Origin of the sequence: Dyadobacter sp. 3J3, assembly GCF_009801115.1 — a bacterium.
Lineage (GTDB): Bacteria > Bacteroidota > Bacteroidia > Cytophagales > Spirosomataceae > Dyadobacter.
The window spans coordinates 234640-250427 of sequence record NZ_VTOL01000011.1 but is presented as its reverse complement, the minus strand read 5'-3'; the positions used below and the strand labels follow the sequence as shown (position 1 = coordinate 250427).

The 15788-nt window shown below is 38.7% G+C and carries 16 protein-coding genes; 2 read left to right on the top strand and 14 right to left on the bottom strand.

What is annotated here, in order from left to right; translation table 11 throughout:
- Positions 1-19: 19 nt before the first annotated feature.
- From FZF08_RS23210 to FZF08_RS23160, 11 genes are all read right to left on the bottom strand, one after another.
- Positions 20-1051, bottom strand: coding sequence for a BtrH N-terminal domain-containing protein (locus FZF08_RS23210; protein WP_159474075.1), 1032 nt, complete (start codon positions 1049-1051; stop codon positions 20-22).
- Positions 1052-1056: 5 nt separating this feature from the next.
- Positions 1057-1455, bottom strand: a complete 399-nt coding sequence (locus tag FZF08_RS23205) for a hypothetical protein (RefSeq protein ID WP_159474072.1) — start codon at positions 1453-1455, stop codon at positions 1057-1059.
- Positions 1456-1495: 40 nt separating this feature from the next.
- On the bottom strand, positions 1496-2638 hold the full coding sequence (locus FZF08_RS23200; RefSeq protein ID WP_159474069.1) for a beta-ketoacyl-ACP synthase III: 1143 nt from the start codon (positions 2636-2638) through the stop codon (positions 1496-1498).
- The gene (locus FZF08_RS23195; protein WP_159474066.1) at positions 2638-3549 is read right to left on the bottom strand and encodes a hypothetical protein; all 912 of its coding nucleotides are present in this window, start codon (positions 3547-3549) and stop codon (positions 2638-2640) included. Before FZF08_RS23195 ends, FZF08_RS23200 begins: the two co-directional genes overlap by 1 nt.
- A 58-nt stretch (positions 3550-3607) precedes the next feature.
- Positions 3608-4108: a hypothetical protein gene (locus FZF08_RS23190; protein ID WP_229216659.1), complete on the bottom strand. Its 501-nt coding sequence runs from the start codon at positions 4106-4108 to the stop codon at positions 3608-3610.
- A complete protein-coding gene (locus FZF08_RS23185; RefSeq protein WP_159474063.1) occupies positions 4109-5170 on the bottom strand; it encodes a methyltransferase in 1062 nt (353 codons plus the stop codon). It abuts the gene before it with no gap.
- An 8-nt stretch (positions 5171-5178) separates the two neighbouring features.
- Positions 5179-5901: a YdcF family protein gene (locus FZF08_RS23180; RefSeq protein WP_229216658.1), complete on the bottom strand. Its 723-nt coding sequence runs from the start codon at positions 5899-5901 to the stop codon at positions 5179-5181.
- Between the two features lie 142 nt (positions 5902-6043).
- A complete protein-coding gene (locus FZF08_RS23175) occupies positions 6044-6670 on the bottom strand; it encodes a hypothetical protein (protein WP_159474061.1) in 627 nt (208 codons plus the stop codon).
- 45 nt (positions 6671-6715) lie between these two features.
- Positions 6716-7327, bottom strand: a complete 612-nt coding sequence (locus FZF08_RS23170) for a hypothetical protein (protein ID WP_159474058.1) — start codon at positions 7325-7327, stop codon at positions 6716-6718.
- Between the two features lie 29 nt (positions 7328-7356).
- Complete coding sequence (locus tag FZF08_RS23165) at positions 7357-8613, bottom strand: phenylacetate--CoA ligase family protein (protein WP_159474055.1); 1257 nt, start codon at positions 8611-8613, stop codon at positions 7357-7359.
- A 102-nt stretch (positions 8614-8715) separates the two neighbouring features.
- On the bottom strand, positions 8716-10401 hold the full coding sequence (locus FZF08_RS23160; RefSeq protein ID WP_159474052.1) for a C45 family autoproteolytic acyltransferase/hydolase: 1686 nt from the start codon (positions 10399-10401) through the stop codon (positions 8716-8718).
- Between the two features lie 111 nt (positions 10402-10512).
- On the opposite strand from FZF08_RS23160, the gene FZF08_RS23155 reads away from it, so the two are divergent.
- Both FZF08_RS23155 and FZF08_RS23150 read left to right on the top strand, forming a co-directional pair.
- Positions 10513-11136 (top strand): 4'-phosphopantetheinyl transferase superfamily protein, encoded by a 624-nt coding sequence (locus tag FZF08_RS23155; RefSeq protein WP_159474049.1) that lies wholly within the window; start codon positions 10513-10515, stop codon positions 11134-11136.
- A 30-nt stretch (positions 11137-11166) separates the two neighbouring features.
- Complete coding sequence (locus FZF08_RS23150) at positions 11167-13644, top strand: PIG-L family deacetylase (RefSeq protein ID WP_159474046.1); 2478 nt, start codon at positions 11167-11169, stop codon at positions 13642-13644.
- A 40-nt stretch (positions 13645-13684) separates the two neighbouring features.
- Here FZF08_RS23150 and FZF08_RS23145 read toward each other — a convergent pair whose 3' ends face one another.
- The 3 genes from FZF08_RS23145 to FZF08_RS23135 all read right to left on the bottom strand — a co-directional run bounded on the left by FZF08_RS23145 (position 13685) and on the right by FZF08_RS23135 (position 15773).
- A complete protein-coding gene (locus FZF08_RS23145; protein ID WP_159474043.1) occupies positions 13685-14794 on the bottom strand; it encodes a VWA domain-containing protein in 1110 nt (369 codons plus the stop codon).
- Positions 14795-14887: 93 nt separating this feature from the next.
- Complete coding sequence (locus tag FZF08_RS23140) at positions 14888-15316, bottom strand: BrxA/BrxB family bacilliredoxin (protein WP_159474041.1); 429 nt, start codon at positions 15314-15316, stop codon at positions 14888-14890.
- Positions 15317-15461: 145 nt separating this feature from the next.
- Positions 15462-15773, bottom strand: coding sequence for an SUF system Fe-S cluster assembly protein (locus FZF08_RS23135; RefSeq protein ID WP_159474039.1), 312 nt, complete (start codon positions 15771-15773; stop codon positions 15462-15464).
- Positions 15774-15788 lie beyond the last annotated feature (15 nt).

The following is a 15788-nucleotide window of genomic DNA, read 5'->3' as shown; positions in this document are numbered from 1 at the left end:
GTTGAATGAGAAAATATAATTACTTCCCCAGATTCAATTTAGAAAGTTTTAAAAACGCTTCCTTTTCAACCGAGCGTATTTCCAGAAGCCGATCTGCTATTTCGTCAAAACTTTGCTGTTCCGTTAATCTTCCTTTGTAAACCCCCGCCATCTGAATAGCACTTCCACGCCACATATCACCCGATTTTGTAAACTCCTCCGAAATTCCGATCAATCGGTCGTCCTGTAAATAAGCAGCAGCTTCTTCCAGAAAAGCACCATATAGAAAACGAAAACCGCCACCGCCTGTACCAATTTCTTCCTGCATCCGTACGATCTGGCCAAGAAATAAACCCGCTTTTTTCAAACCCAGCTTATCACGCCATTTCCTGATATTATTGGAGGTATATCGAATGCCGTCTACACCCGCAAAACTGCCAGGAATATGCAGCATATCACGCACGTTCCTGCGGATACCTTTGACAATTCCTTTTCTGATCATTTCATCACTCACTATCCCAACATTTTCAGGATAATAAATATGACCTTTTGGAGCAAAAGTACCTTTGGCAAAACGGACTTTATTAAGTTCTTCCACGCTCAGCGATGTAACATCTTCCATCGTCGGATCACTCAATAAATATCTCCCGTCCTCTTTTCCATACACAATAATATTATGCGCGTTGAAATGAAAACGATATTCCTTTGGGAAATAAGTTAAATGAAAAACACCAACCTGACAACCCACCGGAACATGTTCACTGATCTTTTTATTCAAAAATTCCTCAGCCGATTCCGGACTACCGAATTTTTTGCTTTTTACATCAACACCAAGCGATTTGCAAGTCCTTTTAAAAATTGCTCCGGGCATTGTCCGAAAGGAAATCGCCGGTCCGTTGTTTACAGTCAGAAAAGGAATCTGAATATAAAAAAGTCCGGAACCCATACCAAAAGCCAAAGGCTCGGTCATGAAATCCAGGCCATTATGACGCAACAAAGCTGTGGTCACACCATTTTCACAATGCGCAGTCTGTACGTGATGAAATTCTTCTATCTGACTATCGTAGCTCAACGGAATTAACCTTTAAAATTTTTCAATTCGTCCAATGTAATATCAAAGGCGTCTGCATATTTTTTTAATTTATTGTCACCCAAACCTTTAAATATAGAAGGCTTGAAATGCCTTTTCACGAAAAAGCCAAGAAAACCGGTATACCCGGAAAGCAGCGGAATATCCATCAGACGAAGCTCCATGAAATAATAAACCGGACTTTTTTCACCGTTTATCACAGCCTGGCGCGCTTCCTCAATTCTTTCTTTGACATCAACCCAGGCATTATCCAATGCTTCTTTTTTCACATCCCAGCCTTCGCTGAGCGCGGTTTCGTATTTCCCCTCCTGGTTTTTGACGTAACAAACCTCTCTTGTAAAATTGGCAAGTGCGCCCGGATCCTGTGGTAAATCTTCCTTTTTCATTTTTATCAAAATTTTGGATGATTCAACTAATTTTATTCGATCAACAAACTGTCAACAAACAAAACATATAGGAAAATCTGGCGCTTTCGGGAACGGCCAACAGCACTTTTTCTCCTTTTTTCAATTTACCACTATTAAAAACTTCTTCCAACATCATGTAAATGGATGCTGCACCAACATTTCCCTTACTCGCCAGATTGGTAAACCACTTTTCCTTTGGTACCGAAATGTCATTTTCTACAAAAAAATCTTCAATTTTCTTTTCAAAAAAGAAGCTTGACAAATGCGGCAGGAAATAATCAATCTCACTCATATCCAGCCCACGTTCAGCAATTATATCTCTTAGTTTTACAAAACCAAGTTTTACAATTTTCTCGCCCAACAATTTCACATCCTGTTTGATACTAAATATTGATTTATCCAAAACATCCTCAGGCGAAAAATCTTTATAACTTTTCAAAATGCCGTCACTTTCTTTATCCGAGCCCATATACATACAGGCTTCCTCCACATTTGCAAAAGAACATCCTTCAATCCAGTCGATTTTTAAAGAAATAGTATCTTTGTTCGGCTTGTCTTCGATCAGAAATGCACCTGCACCGTCGGATAACATCCATCTTAAAAAATCTTTTTCAAATGCCAGATATGGATTTTGCTCCAATTTGATCAATTGCTGAACTTCATCCTCAAACTGATCCGCACGCAAAACTGGCGACAAACGTTCAGAAGCACAGGAAACTGCTTTTTTCTTTTCACCAATCCTGACCGACATGTAAGCATATTTCAGCGCATGCATTCCGGCGCAACAAACACCCGACGGAGAAACTACTTCAATAGAGTCCGTTTCAGGAAGCCAACCGTGCACCATAACACCATGCGACGGCATGAGCTGGTCGGGGCTGGATGTTGCACAGCTCAGTAAATCAATCTCACTCAACTCTTCGGGCGCGTTTGAAAACAAATCCTTGATAGCCAAAGCTGCCATTTCAGCATTTGTATGCGTGGCGGTCCCCTCTTTTGTTAATGCGTAATATCTGCTTTTTATTCCATTATTGCGGAGAACAATCGCTTTTGATTTTGACGGTTTTCCATTGATATAGCCTAAATATTGTTCCATTTCTTCATTTGGAACAGCTTCATTAGGTAAAAATTTTGAAATCCTTGTAATATATGCTTCTGACATTATGCTCTGGTTTCTAAACCACAAAAATATTCCTTTTTCTTTTTAATTGAACGTGATGTAAAGGGTACCACTAACAAATTATAAACAAACAGTATGATCGGCGCTACAATAAACAGGGCGATCAAAAGATAGTATTTAAAGAAACCAACAAGTTTTTTCCGCTTTTGTAGCGTTGTTCCCTTTTTCTTGATCAAACCTGCCCAAATTCTAAATATCTTTTTGGCCCTCTCTTCAATAAATAAAATATCCGTAGGAATTTCTATCAATCCCAAACCCAGAATATTATTTTGAAGATTACCATAATTTTCTTTTTGCAACGCATCCTCAACAATGGCACCAAATCTGGACGACCCTTCAATATCCTGTTTACTAACACCAGGAAGCGGAAATATATTCCATTTGCTATCTTTTCGGCCAGTTAGCATCCAGTGCAAAATCGTTACTGCGCTGATCAGATTGGAAGTCCTGTCCATTAAGGGAATGTTCGCTACTAGCATTCCTCCTGCATTTTTAATGTAAGGTTTTACACTTTCCTGTGCGTTGATCCACATATTTCTTCCCGCTATAATCGTTACAACAGGCTTTCCATTAATCAGGCGCTGAAAAGCCGGATCCTGTAAAATAGATGTTGTTGGAAGGGAGGGTGACAAAAACCAGGGCTGGTAGCCAAGTATGATCAAATCATAATCGGAGGAAGCATAATTGACAGGTTCCAGTTCAACGGCTTCTTCAACAACACATTCAGGCATTGTATCAAAAAATACGTCAGAAGTCCATGGAAACGGAAATGGTTTCTTCGGCTTTAAATAAATTCTTTCTACCGAAACAGTATCAAATGGCAACAGAAAATGATCAATAACCTCATCCAGTTGTCCCGACTGTGAATAGCTAATCACCAGGATCTTTTTCAATTCTATAATGTATAAAGCTTGACAGGGTGCGAGTCGTCAAACTATTAGGGTTAAGTAATCAGTTATTTAAATCAGATTCTTTCAAAACTTTCGAATCTTTCGCATAATTTGAAATGACTGATTTCAAACTTGAATTCAATTTTGAAAATCCTTTTACAATTGCAACTTTATCTTCGTCTTTATTTTTGTTATAACCAAGTATTCCAGGTGCATGCTCCTGAATAGCCAATCTTAAAAAATGATATTCGGTGTTGGATGGATTTTTGCCAATCTCATCTTCCAATAAGTGAGCACCCTTTTTAAAAGTTTTCACTTTCATGTTTACACCTTTTACAAAATTTGCTTTTTTCATATAAAGCGCACCTTGGTAAGCGTTAACTATGGATGATGATTTTTCCAGGTCCAGCCTGCTGATCATCTTATCAATTCCTTCCTCGGTTTTACTTGATAAAGCCTCATAAAACTCAGCTCTATCTACTTCCACGATGCGAAATGCAGAAAAAATGAAACAAAAACTTATGATCAAAAATGTTACCGGCTGTATGCTGATGAATTTCATTTACACTCTTTTCTTACATTCCAGAATGGTATGATAACTGTCTCCGATCAAAGGATAGGTTTCAACTACCTCAAAACCTGCTTCATTAACCAATGATTTCATTACTTCAATCCGGTACATTTTACTATTTCCGTTTGCCATTATCGTAAAATATAACGAAGTGGCGACAAGACTAAAATGGGCTGCCGGATAATTCTGATTATCAAAAAACGGTTCGAGAATAAATACTCTGGTATCCTCCGATGCCGCCTGATAAGCATTTTTCAATATACAAACTATTTCTTCCTTTGAAAAACAGTCCAGGAACTGGCTCATCCAGATCACATCTGCACCCTGAGGAATTTTTTGTTCAGTATCCAGCAGATTGATTGGATAAAACTCAATCCTGCCGAGAAGACCTTTTTCAGTTGCGTTTTGTTTTGCTACTTTCAGCTGAACCGGCAAATCCAGTATTTTGATTTTAACATCCGGATCATATCCACAACATGCAAAGGACCATTTCCCCGTATTCCCTCCTATATCAAAAATTGTACCCGTCTTTTTACTAAAAACAATTTTAAGAGCCTCCGGAAAAGCACCATCGGAATAGTAATGATCAAATTCAAACCAGGATTTCTTGGCTGGTTCAGGTAAAATTGACAAACCTTCATAAATCGTTGGCCAGTCACCCAGTACTTTAAGTCCTTCCGGTTTCCCGTTTCTAATGCTGTCCGTCATCGCTTTCGCTCCCAGATAACAGACATCATTCATGAAGTTGACATTCACTTTGGTCATTTCATCTTTTAAAAGAAAAAAACCGACCTTTGTAATTTTGACTTTCCCTTCATCAAAACATTCAACTACGCCTAATATTTCTGCTGCTTCAATCAGCAAATCCACACCATATTCGGACACGTCCAGTTTTTCAATGATCGTAGAAATGCTTACTCCTTTCCGGTGATTGTTTATAAATTCAAGAATTCCTAAATCTCTTAATGCAATGACCGATTGAAAATACATCGGCCCAAAGGCTATTTTTTGTGCTTCAAATTTGGCATCTATTGCCGATATCTCTTTTTTCATTGTACAAATTAATGTTCTTTACTCAACGCACCTGAAGGAATCATGCGGTCCTTAAATCTTCGTCTGTATTTTTTCTTTTTCAGATCCTCCTCATGCCAGATAATGTTTTTACCCATTGTTCCCTTAAAACGCTGGAAGAAATTCTCTCTTGAAGACAGTTTTACAAACCCGTCCTTTATCGCAAGTTTAGGATCAATTTTGGGTTCGTACAAATCCAGCGTTTTCAACGTATCAATAACCGTCGGCAAAAGTGCAACAGGTATTTCAAATTTCCGCATAAATTTTCCCATATAGCTACTTTGGAAAGGATCTGTGGCAAGCGCTATTTTATTAAAACCGAGATCCTTGGCCAGTCTGTAAGCATAATAAACGTTTTCTGTACTGTGCTCTGCCTTTTCCTCCGTGAAAATATTTTCCTTGGGAACCCCCAACCCTTCGGCATAATATGCCATTACCCTGCTTTCAATATAAGGGGTGGCAACCGCAGAGCCCGAGAAAATGATATTTTTCGCATAGCCCTTTTTATATAAATAATAAGCCCAGTGAATTCTCATTTTATACACCATATCCCATTCCTTTCCCTGATATGGAAACCCGGGCACAATGATCGCGTCATAAGGCTGGTTTCGCTTATTCTCTTCAAATGCTTTTTCTGCCGACCGATAAAATATTTTTGAACATCCCTGCAAAAAGGACATACAAAAGATCAACATGATAAATATTTTTTTCAAAGTACAGGATCGTCAGTTAAGTAAGAAGCTGTACAACACTCTTTAAAGAGCCATGTACAGCTTCCGATAGCAATATTATTTTTTTATATTAATAATCAATGCCTTATAGAATTAAATCAGGCAAAAAAGCCGGTATGTAATTCTATTTTAATGTTTTACTCCACTGTTTGTAATATTTTGAATCAATGGATTTATTGATTTTATAAACGCCGCCTGCCCAATAATTACGGAATCCAAATCCGCCGGCAGAACCTTCAAGCTTTTCAGTGTATAAAACTTTTTTTGTTTTCAAATCAATAAAAGTAACCCAGGCAAATAACTTCTCAGCTTTTTTGTTCAAACTTTCAACAACGTAAACGATTCCAATTCCATCCTTCACACTTAGCGAATATTTTGAAACTGACTTTTTCACCTGATCTTCTGTGATTACGTATTCATCTTCTGTAATGTTACCTTTCACATCAACCGATTCATTCAATTTTACCATATCAGAAACTTTCGACTGATACATTTCAGGTTTGAGCTTGAAAGCATCCTGAAGAGAGAATTTTTTTGGTTCATATTCAATCAGGTCATTCCAGCTTGTGATATGCTGATTTTTAATAGCAACCGGATCAACGAAACCCAGGCGTCCGATGAATTTAGCCTGCGTAAAGTCCAGGCCAAGGAATGTAAGTTTGGCATTTCCTGCAAATAAATCAGATAACGTTTGCGCCGAAACCTGACCTGCGAAGAATAATGCAATTAGAAATAATAATGTTTTTTTCATGACATTGAAATTAAGATACACCTTCAAAAATAGAAATTATTAAGATTATTTCAGTTGTTTTTCAAGAAACGCAGCAAGAAGTTTCCCTGCCTTTGCGTAGGATTCTGCAATACGCGTGCCCGAATCGTAATCAAATCCACCGAACTGTCCGCCGGCTACATTACTTAGAATAATCTCTGCAATAGTCTTTTTACCAGCAGATTCTACAAGATCCACTTTGTAATTTAAGTATGCATTTTTGCGCATCACGCCAACATTGAAACCAGGCTCAACATACGTGGTATGTACAACAAACGTATACTTGGCTGATGCTCCCTGTTCAACTTTTAATCCTTTACCTTCCATCCCTTTATTGAACAATTCTTCAAACTTGGGCTCGTATCGGTTTTTGCGGTCGGCAACCCAGGTTTTTTTCCACTCATCGCCTTTCCCAGGTTCTTTGGCATTGTATTCGCCAGATTTCTTATCAAGATATTCTTTTTCAGTAGCAAATTTCCCGACACCAAACTCGGAATAATCGTACTGTACATTCACTGTTTTTTCTCCTGAAAGTACACTAACATCTCCGGATCGTAAGTCTACTCCTCTTTGGGCAAAACCAGCCTGAACGGCGAATAACAAAATCGTAAAAATTACTGCAATTTTGGTCCTTTTCATGTTTAGGGGTGATTTTAAAATGATAAAAATCAAATATATATCAACTTTTCCGGTTTCCTTTTTTCCTGTTTGAATATTCGGTGGTTTAATTCTTGAGTGGTTATGAAATTTAACACTGGCGTAACTCTGAGACGCGATTTAAACAAAGAATGAAGCTTTTCTTTGAACAACGGAGTTTCCAGATTCATTGTCAATAATATAGAAATTTCATCATTACCAAATTCGTTTTTAGAAACCACAACCTGGTACAAATCTATTTCCGGAACCATGTCCAAAACATCAAAAAGAGCAGGTGGAAAAATTGTAGTTCCTTTAAACTTGATCATTTGCTGTTTCCGTCCTACAACAGGGCCTAGCCTCGTTGAAGTTCTTCCACATGCACATGGCTCATAATATACATTACACAGGTCGCCGGTTTTATATCTTAGCAAAGGCATACCTTCCACACCCAGCGTGGTCACAACAACTTCTCCCATTTCTCCTTCACCAACTATTTCCCCTTCCTCATCAACAACTTCGAGTATCAGCAGATCAGGATTTAAATGTCCGCCTTTTCCTTCCTCACATTCAGTAAATGCTGCGCCCATTTCTGTGGAAGCATAGGTTGAATAGAGTTTGACTTCCCATTGAGACGTGATGCGTTTCCCTAATTCATTGTAGGAAAAATCTGGATTACGGATCGGCTCTCCGATGCATAAAATTGATTTTACCGAGGAGGATTTAAAGTCAATATTATTTTCCAGAGCATAATCAATCAGCCTGGGAATAAAAGACGGAATGGCAATAAGAACTGTGGGAGAAAACCGCTGAATGGATTCCCATTGCAGAAAGGGAGCACCCGGACCGACCCGGATCATCCCTGCGCCCATTTTCCGCGCGCCCATCCAATAGGCAAGACCAGCCATAAAACGGCGGTCGATTGTGGTCATTAGCTGGTAGATATCATTTTCAGAACCATTGGCACATTTAAAGGCCTCGGCCTCATTATTCGCTAAGCGTTCAACATCTTTATCTGTAAGATAAAATGCAACAGGATCACTCAATGTCCCCGACGTAGTTACGAAATCAGAGATTTTATTTTTAGAAACACAAAGAAAATCATCATTATAAAGCGCGAGATCATCTTTTGTTGTGAATGGGATTCCAGACAAATCCTTAACCGTTTTTATGGTTTCAATATCAATCCCGTCTCTGGCAAAAATCCGTTGATAATAAGCGGAATTGGTATTAATATATCGAAGAATCTCTTTTAACTTTTCACTTTGTGATGTGCTGATTTCTGTCATAAACGGGGTAAATTATTCGGACTGAAATATTAGGATTAATTTCAGGTTTTAAAAATCTGTCGGCAAAACGCTTGAAAAATTTTGAGCTGCTAAAATATATCCTCAGGATTTTTCTTTTTTGCATTCCTCGATTTTAGCCTGAATTGCACGAATTTCATTTTTAGATGAAACCTCATGTTGCAAAGATTCCTGGTAATAACCGATCGCCTTATCGTAGTTTTTATTCTTTTGATAATATTCGCCCAGCGTTAGATAGGTAACATAACTTTCAGGATTATTACTAACCATCGCATATTCATCCTTCAAACTCAATTTATATGGAATGCCCAGCATCACATATTTGTGGATCTTTTGCTTGGTCACTTTAAATGCTTCAAATCTTCTGTAAGCGTCCGTTGCCAGGAAAGGATCCGGCTGAATAGACAAAGAATCAATCGCATGAAAACTTTCCTTATGGCTAAAAACGTCATTTAAATCATAACAAATAAAGGCTCCAAGCTGATAAGGTGGCGTAGAAATCCAGACTTTCCGTGCTGATGGTTTAAAAATAATTCCATGATGTGCAATCAGCTGATTTAAGGATTTTGAATTTCCATAACCTATAAAAGTATCATTCAGGCCTTCTTTATTTCTTAAAATATCCGCAGCTTCCTGAACATCTACCGGATACGAACGCACCATTAGCTGGCTCATTCTGTCAAATCTGGCTTTGGAATCTGTATCCGTAATATTATTGATATTGACCGAATCTTTAATAAAAGCAGTTCCCTGATAATGATTGGCGCAAACAAGGTAATCAGAACCCGATGCATACAAATCCATTTTTGTGGGTGATTTTTCAATAATAGCAGCCTTATTATCCTGTGCAGATCCTATCAAAAGTGATTCCGAAACAAATGTGTCACGTTTTTTGGCAATCGCATGTGCTTCATCGATTGTGGCTGCATATTGAAGAATTTCCCTCGCCAGTAATGAAATCGGCTCTTTTGCTCCATAGGGAATATCTGATTTGGAAGCGTTAAGCGTTACCGTAATCCCCTTTTCATTTATCCCTGAAACAACGCCGGTTAAGCCCGCCCAGGCATAAGAGGCGAATTTGTATCCTTTGTCGGGATTCATAAAAACGATCAACTTATCTTCCGCAAAAGCATCGCCCATATAAAAGTCGAAATTTCTGCCAATTAACAAAGAAGAATCAGCTGAAAGAGAATTTTTAACGGCAAAGGAAGTGCAGCCAACCATATTTAAATCCGTCAGCGCATGACCGATATCGTGCGCTGCATGGTAATTTAAGATCCGGTAATATTTTGGGCCGATATAATTATACTTGTCAGAAAAAGATTGAGAAACTCCATAGATTTCCTGCAAATTTTCGTCCTGAATATATTTATAAATATCCTTATTGAACCAGGCAACAAAACCTTTTAATACCTGCAAAAAGAATGCATTTGGGACAATTTCTTTGATCTGGTCAACAAAATGAACTTCCTGTTTTTCCATCAATTCTTTGGCCAAAATACCATAAATAAGTCCGCGTTCGTAAGGACTTCCTTCCAGATACATTTCCCAAATACCGTATTTATTCTTTTTGAGCCAGCAGTTTTCAACTTTATAATGATTGGGACCCAGTTGAATACGCTTATAACTTTCGATAGTTTTATTACTTGCTATCTTTGGCGCAGGCAATTTTACCGCCCAGATAAATAGGCCAAAAATGACTCCTGCAACGAGAAGAATTACTAAAATTATTTTAAGAAACGTACTTACTGATTTATTTTTGGGCCACATATAGCTTAAACGGGAATTCGGAGTAAAATTTCTTAACTGGCATTTCTGATCGGAAAATTTTCCCTACAACTCATTTACCCCTTTTTATTAACGCATAAAATTACGAATTAAATGGGCTTAGTCTATAAAAAGATATTGGAAGGCGATTCACTTTTGGGTTTATGGGAAATATCGGAATCGTTAGAAGAGATGTTTGAGGCTATTAAATTATCTGATTCAGATCAAAAAAAGTTGGAGAGGAAAGTTAACAGCAAAAGAAAAAAAGAATCCGTTGCCGTAAGACTTTTGTTAGAAAAAATGTTGGAAGAAACCCATGAAATCAGTTATGATGAAAATGGCAAGCCATTTCTTATATCAACAAATTATAAAATTTCTATTTCACACTCTGAAAAATATGCAGCCATGTATCTGGTTAAAGACAAATCTGCTGGTGTCGATATTCAAAAAATAAAACCGGACATAGGCAAAGGAATCGACTTTTTCCTGAACGACGAGGAGCAATTATGGGTTGATAAGGCAGATTTCATTCTGATTAATATTCTCTGGTCGGCCAAGGAATCGGTTTACAAATATGCTGGTATCAAAGAGCTTGATCCTAGAAATAACATGTCTGTCAATCCTTTTTTGGCAAAACCACAAGGAGAAATTTCTGTGCATTTTGGAAAAGAAAAATTGGAAACGATCCTGATTCACTATGAAGTCTTTGAAGATTACGTCCTTACCCGTACATTGTAGTATTAAAAGCTAAGCCCCTGAAATTCCCGTATGAAAAAAATTACTATTCTGTTTTCTCTGCTTCTCTCTTTCCAGATCCGGGCACAAGTTCCTACCCTATCTTCCAGTGAAATTTATCAAGGCGTAAAAAAATTAAATGTCCTTGGTTCTATTCTGCATATTGCTGCACATCCGGATGACGAGAATACATTAATGTTGTCTTACATGTCGAAAGATCAGCTGGTCAGAACTGGTTACCTTTCTTTGACACGAGGGGATGGCGGACAAAATCTTATCGGTGCTGAACAGGGTGCTAATATTGGTATAATCCGAACTCAGGAATTATTGGGAGCACGTAAAATTGACGGAGCAACACAGTTTTTTTCCCGCGCTTATGATTTCGGTTTTTCAAAAACCAGAAAAGAAACACTGAATTTCTGGGATCAGAATAAAGTTTTGGGCGACGTAGTTTGGCTGATCCGTAAATTTCAACCGGACGTAATTATTACACGTTTTCCACCGGATCCGCGTGCTGGACACGGCCACCATCAAACATCCGCATATCTTGCAGAAGAAGCTTTCAAATTAGCCGCTGATCCGAATTCATATCCTGATCAGCTGAAATTTGTAAAAACCTGGCAGGCAAAACGTTTGGTTTGGAATACCTTCACACCAGGATTTACAAACAAGCAACCTGAAGGCGAAAAAAATCCGTTTATCTCCTTAGAAATTGGTGGCTACAATCCGGTTTTAGGAAAATCGTATACTGAAATTGCTGCGGAAAGCCGTAGCCAGCATAGAAGCCAGGGATTTGGAAGTGCGCCAGCGCGTGGTGAACGAATTGATTATTTTCTTCACAAAGAAGGAACAGCAGCAAAAAGCAATCTTTTTGACGATGTAGACATTACCTGGAAACGTGTCGATGGAAGTCAGAAAGTGCAGTCGCTGGTGTCTGATGCGATTAAAAATTATGACATTGGCAATCCTTCCGCGACAGTTCCTGCGCTGTTAAAAATAAATCAGGAACTGACAAAACTGGATTCAGCAAATATTTATGTTAAGGCGAAAAAGCAAGAAATTTGTGACTTGCTTGTTCAATGTGTTGGTTTATTTTTTGAAACAAATCCAACCGAGTTTTCTTCCGTTGCAGGTGACGCGGCCGATATAAAAATGACTGTTGTGAAACGCTCTAAATATCCTGTTAAGTTAATTTCCCTTAACTGGACGGGCATTAAAGCTGACAGTGTTTTAAACCTAAATCTGGGCGAAAATGAAATGAATGCTTTTGCCAAAAAGGCACAGTTGCCAACAGACTTAAAAACAACGCAACCATACTGGCTTCTGAAACCGATTGATAAAGGTATTTTCCAGATTGATAATCAGCAGGATATTGGTTATCCTGAAAACAGACCGGAGACCAAAACGGATTATATTTTTGAGATTGATGGACAGAAATTTACCTATTCAAGACCCTGGATTTATAAATTTACCGATCCTGCCTCAGGTGAAATTTACCGGCCATTTGAAATACGTCCGGCAGTAACTGCTAATATCAATGAGCCGGTTTTCATTTTCCCAAACTCGGCGGCCAAAACATTAAGTGTTATGGTAGAAGCGCAAAAAAGTAATGTTAAAGGAACTTTGAAACTTGATTTGCCAAAAGGATGGAAATCGGAACCAGCCAGTGTAAATTTTGATATGACTGAAAAATATCAGGAACAGACTTACAGTTTCACCATTACTCCACCTGCCAAAAATGAAGAAGGTGTCGTAAAAGCGGTTGTCCTTGTGGATGGAAAAAGTTATGACAAATCGATTAAAACCATTGACTATCGCCACATTCCAAGCCAAACCCTATTCCCTCCCGCAGAAGCAAAACTGGCCAAGCTTGATGTAAAAATTAGTGTGAAAAATATCGGCTACATTGCTGGTGCCGGTGATGATGTCCCAACTGCATTAAGACAAATGGGCTGTACGGTAACCATGTTGAATGAAGCTGCACTTTCCAAAGATTTAAGCGGTTATGACGCTATTGTTGTCGGAATAAGAGCATATAATACGGAAAATCGTTTGACTTACTATCAGGAAAAATTGATGGAATATGTCAAAAATGGCGGAACGATGGTTGTCCAGTACACCATACCACAAAGAATGAAAGTGAAGCAGATCGGGCCTTACCCGATTCAGTTAAGCCAGGATCGTGTTGCTGAGGAAGATGCTGAAATGCGCTTTTTAAAACCTGAACATGCGTTACTAAATTATCCAAACAAAATCACGCAGAAAGATTTCAATGGCTGGATCCAGGAACGAGGTTTATATTTTGCCAATGACTGGGATAAAACGCACTATGACGCGATTTTCTCAGCCAATGACACCGATGAGAGTTTGAAAGAAGGAGGCGTACTTTATGCCCAATACGGAAAAGGACATTACATTTATACCGGACTTTCATTTTTCCGGGAACTTCCGGCAGGTGTTACCGGGGCCTACCGACTTTTTGCTAATATGATTTCAGCAGGTAAGAAATAAAACAAAAAAACGGATTGGTTTAACGCCAATCCGTTTTTTGTTACTTCATATTTTTTCGGCGGTTACGCTGGAAATCTTCCAGTACAAATCCTCCTAATCCTTGCAGATTACTATAGTAAGCGCGTCCATTATTTACTTTGGTAAAATTCTGAACAAATTGTTTCAGATAAGGGTCCGTCGCAATCATAAACGTAGTTACCGGAATTTCTAAACGACGGCACTGCGCGGCCAGCGTCAGGGTTTTACTGATAATCTTACGATCCAGCCCAAAACTGTTTTTATAATATTTTATCCCTTCTTTCAGACAGGTTGGCTTACCATCCGTGATCATGAAAATCTGTTTGTTACGGGTTTTCTTTCGACGGAGAATATCCATAGCAAGTTCCAGACCAGCAACAGTATTGGTATGGTAAGGACCAACTTCCAGATACGGTAAATCTTTTAATTGTATCTGCCATGCGTCATTTCCGAAAACGATAATATCCAGAGAATCTTTTGGGTATTTGGAGCGGATTAATTCTGCCAAAGCCAAAGCTACTTTCTTCGCAGGCGTAATTCTGTCTTCGCCATACAAAATCATGGAATGGCTGATATCAATCATTACAACCGTAGCAGTAGTCGTTTTTTGCTCACGCTCAACTACTTCCAGATCATTTTCCATCAGCATAAAATCACCAATTCCGTGATTCACCTGCGCATTTTTGATGGATTCTGTCATCGCAATCTGGTCAAGCGTATCACCGAACTGAAACTGACGGATATCACTGCTTAGTTCATCACCCGCTCCCATATAAGGCGTGTGATGATTTCCGCCTGATTTCGATCTTTTCAGTTTGCCAAAAATCTCGTCCAAAGCACTCTTCCGAATACTTTTTTCCGCTTTTGGCGTCATGATCAGCTTACTTTCTCCCTCGCGTTTTTCTTCCGAGATGTAGCCTTTTTTCTTTAAATCATCGAAAAAATCACCAATCCCATAAGAATCATTTGTAAGATTATATTGTCTGTCCAACTCGCTAAGCCATGACATAGCCTCGCTAACATCACCTGACGTCATCAGCAAAAGTTGCTGAAAAATATCAAAAAGCTGATCAAACTTGCTATTACCGGTCTGTTCGGCGGGTACAAATTTGGTGAAACGATGTCCTTGCATAAAATTCAGATTTGAAAAATAAATCTACAAAAAACAGACGGCTACTTTCGAATAATTTTGAAAGTAGCCGTTTAAAATATCAGAAAGAATTAATTATGCTTCTTCTGCACAAAATTCTTCGTATGCCATTTGCAAATGCTGAGCAATCATTTCAGCAGAACGACCTTCAATGTGGTGACGTTCAACAAAATGGATCAACTCACCATCTTTGAAAAGAGCAACCGCGGGAGATGACGGAGGATACGGTAAAGTATACTCACGCATTTTTGAGACAGCCTCAGAATCGAACCCAGCAAAAACTGTCGCCAATTGATCTGGCTTAATTTCACTGCGTTCCAAAGAAGCTCTTACGCCCGGACGGGCAGCACCAGCAGCACAACCGCAAACTGAATTGATCACTACCAAAGCAGTGCCTTTCATGTTCTGCATGAAGTTGTCTACTTCTTCCGCACTTGTCAAATCCTGAAAACCGACATTAGTCAACTCCGCCTTCATAGGCGCTACTAACTGTGGAGGATACATATTTTCTTAAAGTTTAAAGTTGAAATTTGATAAGCTGTTAGCTATTAGCGGTTAGGCATTTAGCTTATTATTGATGTAATAGAATTCTTACTAATTTATTAGAGCTGCAAGCTAATCGCTAAAAGCCAATAGTCAACGGCTAAACCTACATAAATCCAAGTTCAAGTTTCGCCTCTTCCGACATCATTTCGGTCGTGTAAGGAGGATCAAAAGTAAGCTCGATACTCACATCATTCACGCCTTCTACTTCTCTGATCTTCTGCTCAACCTCACCAGGCAGCGTTCCCGCAGATGGGCAAGCAGGCGAAGTAAGCGTCATCGAAACGAATACATTATTAACCGGGAATATTTTTAAATCGTATATCAGGCCAAGTTCGTAAACATCAACCGGAATTTCCGGATCGTAAACCATTTTAATCGCCTTAATCACTTCTTCACGCAATTCTGATTCGCTCATTTCTTTTTTAGTTAT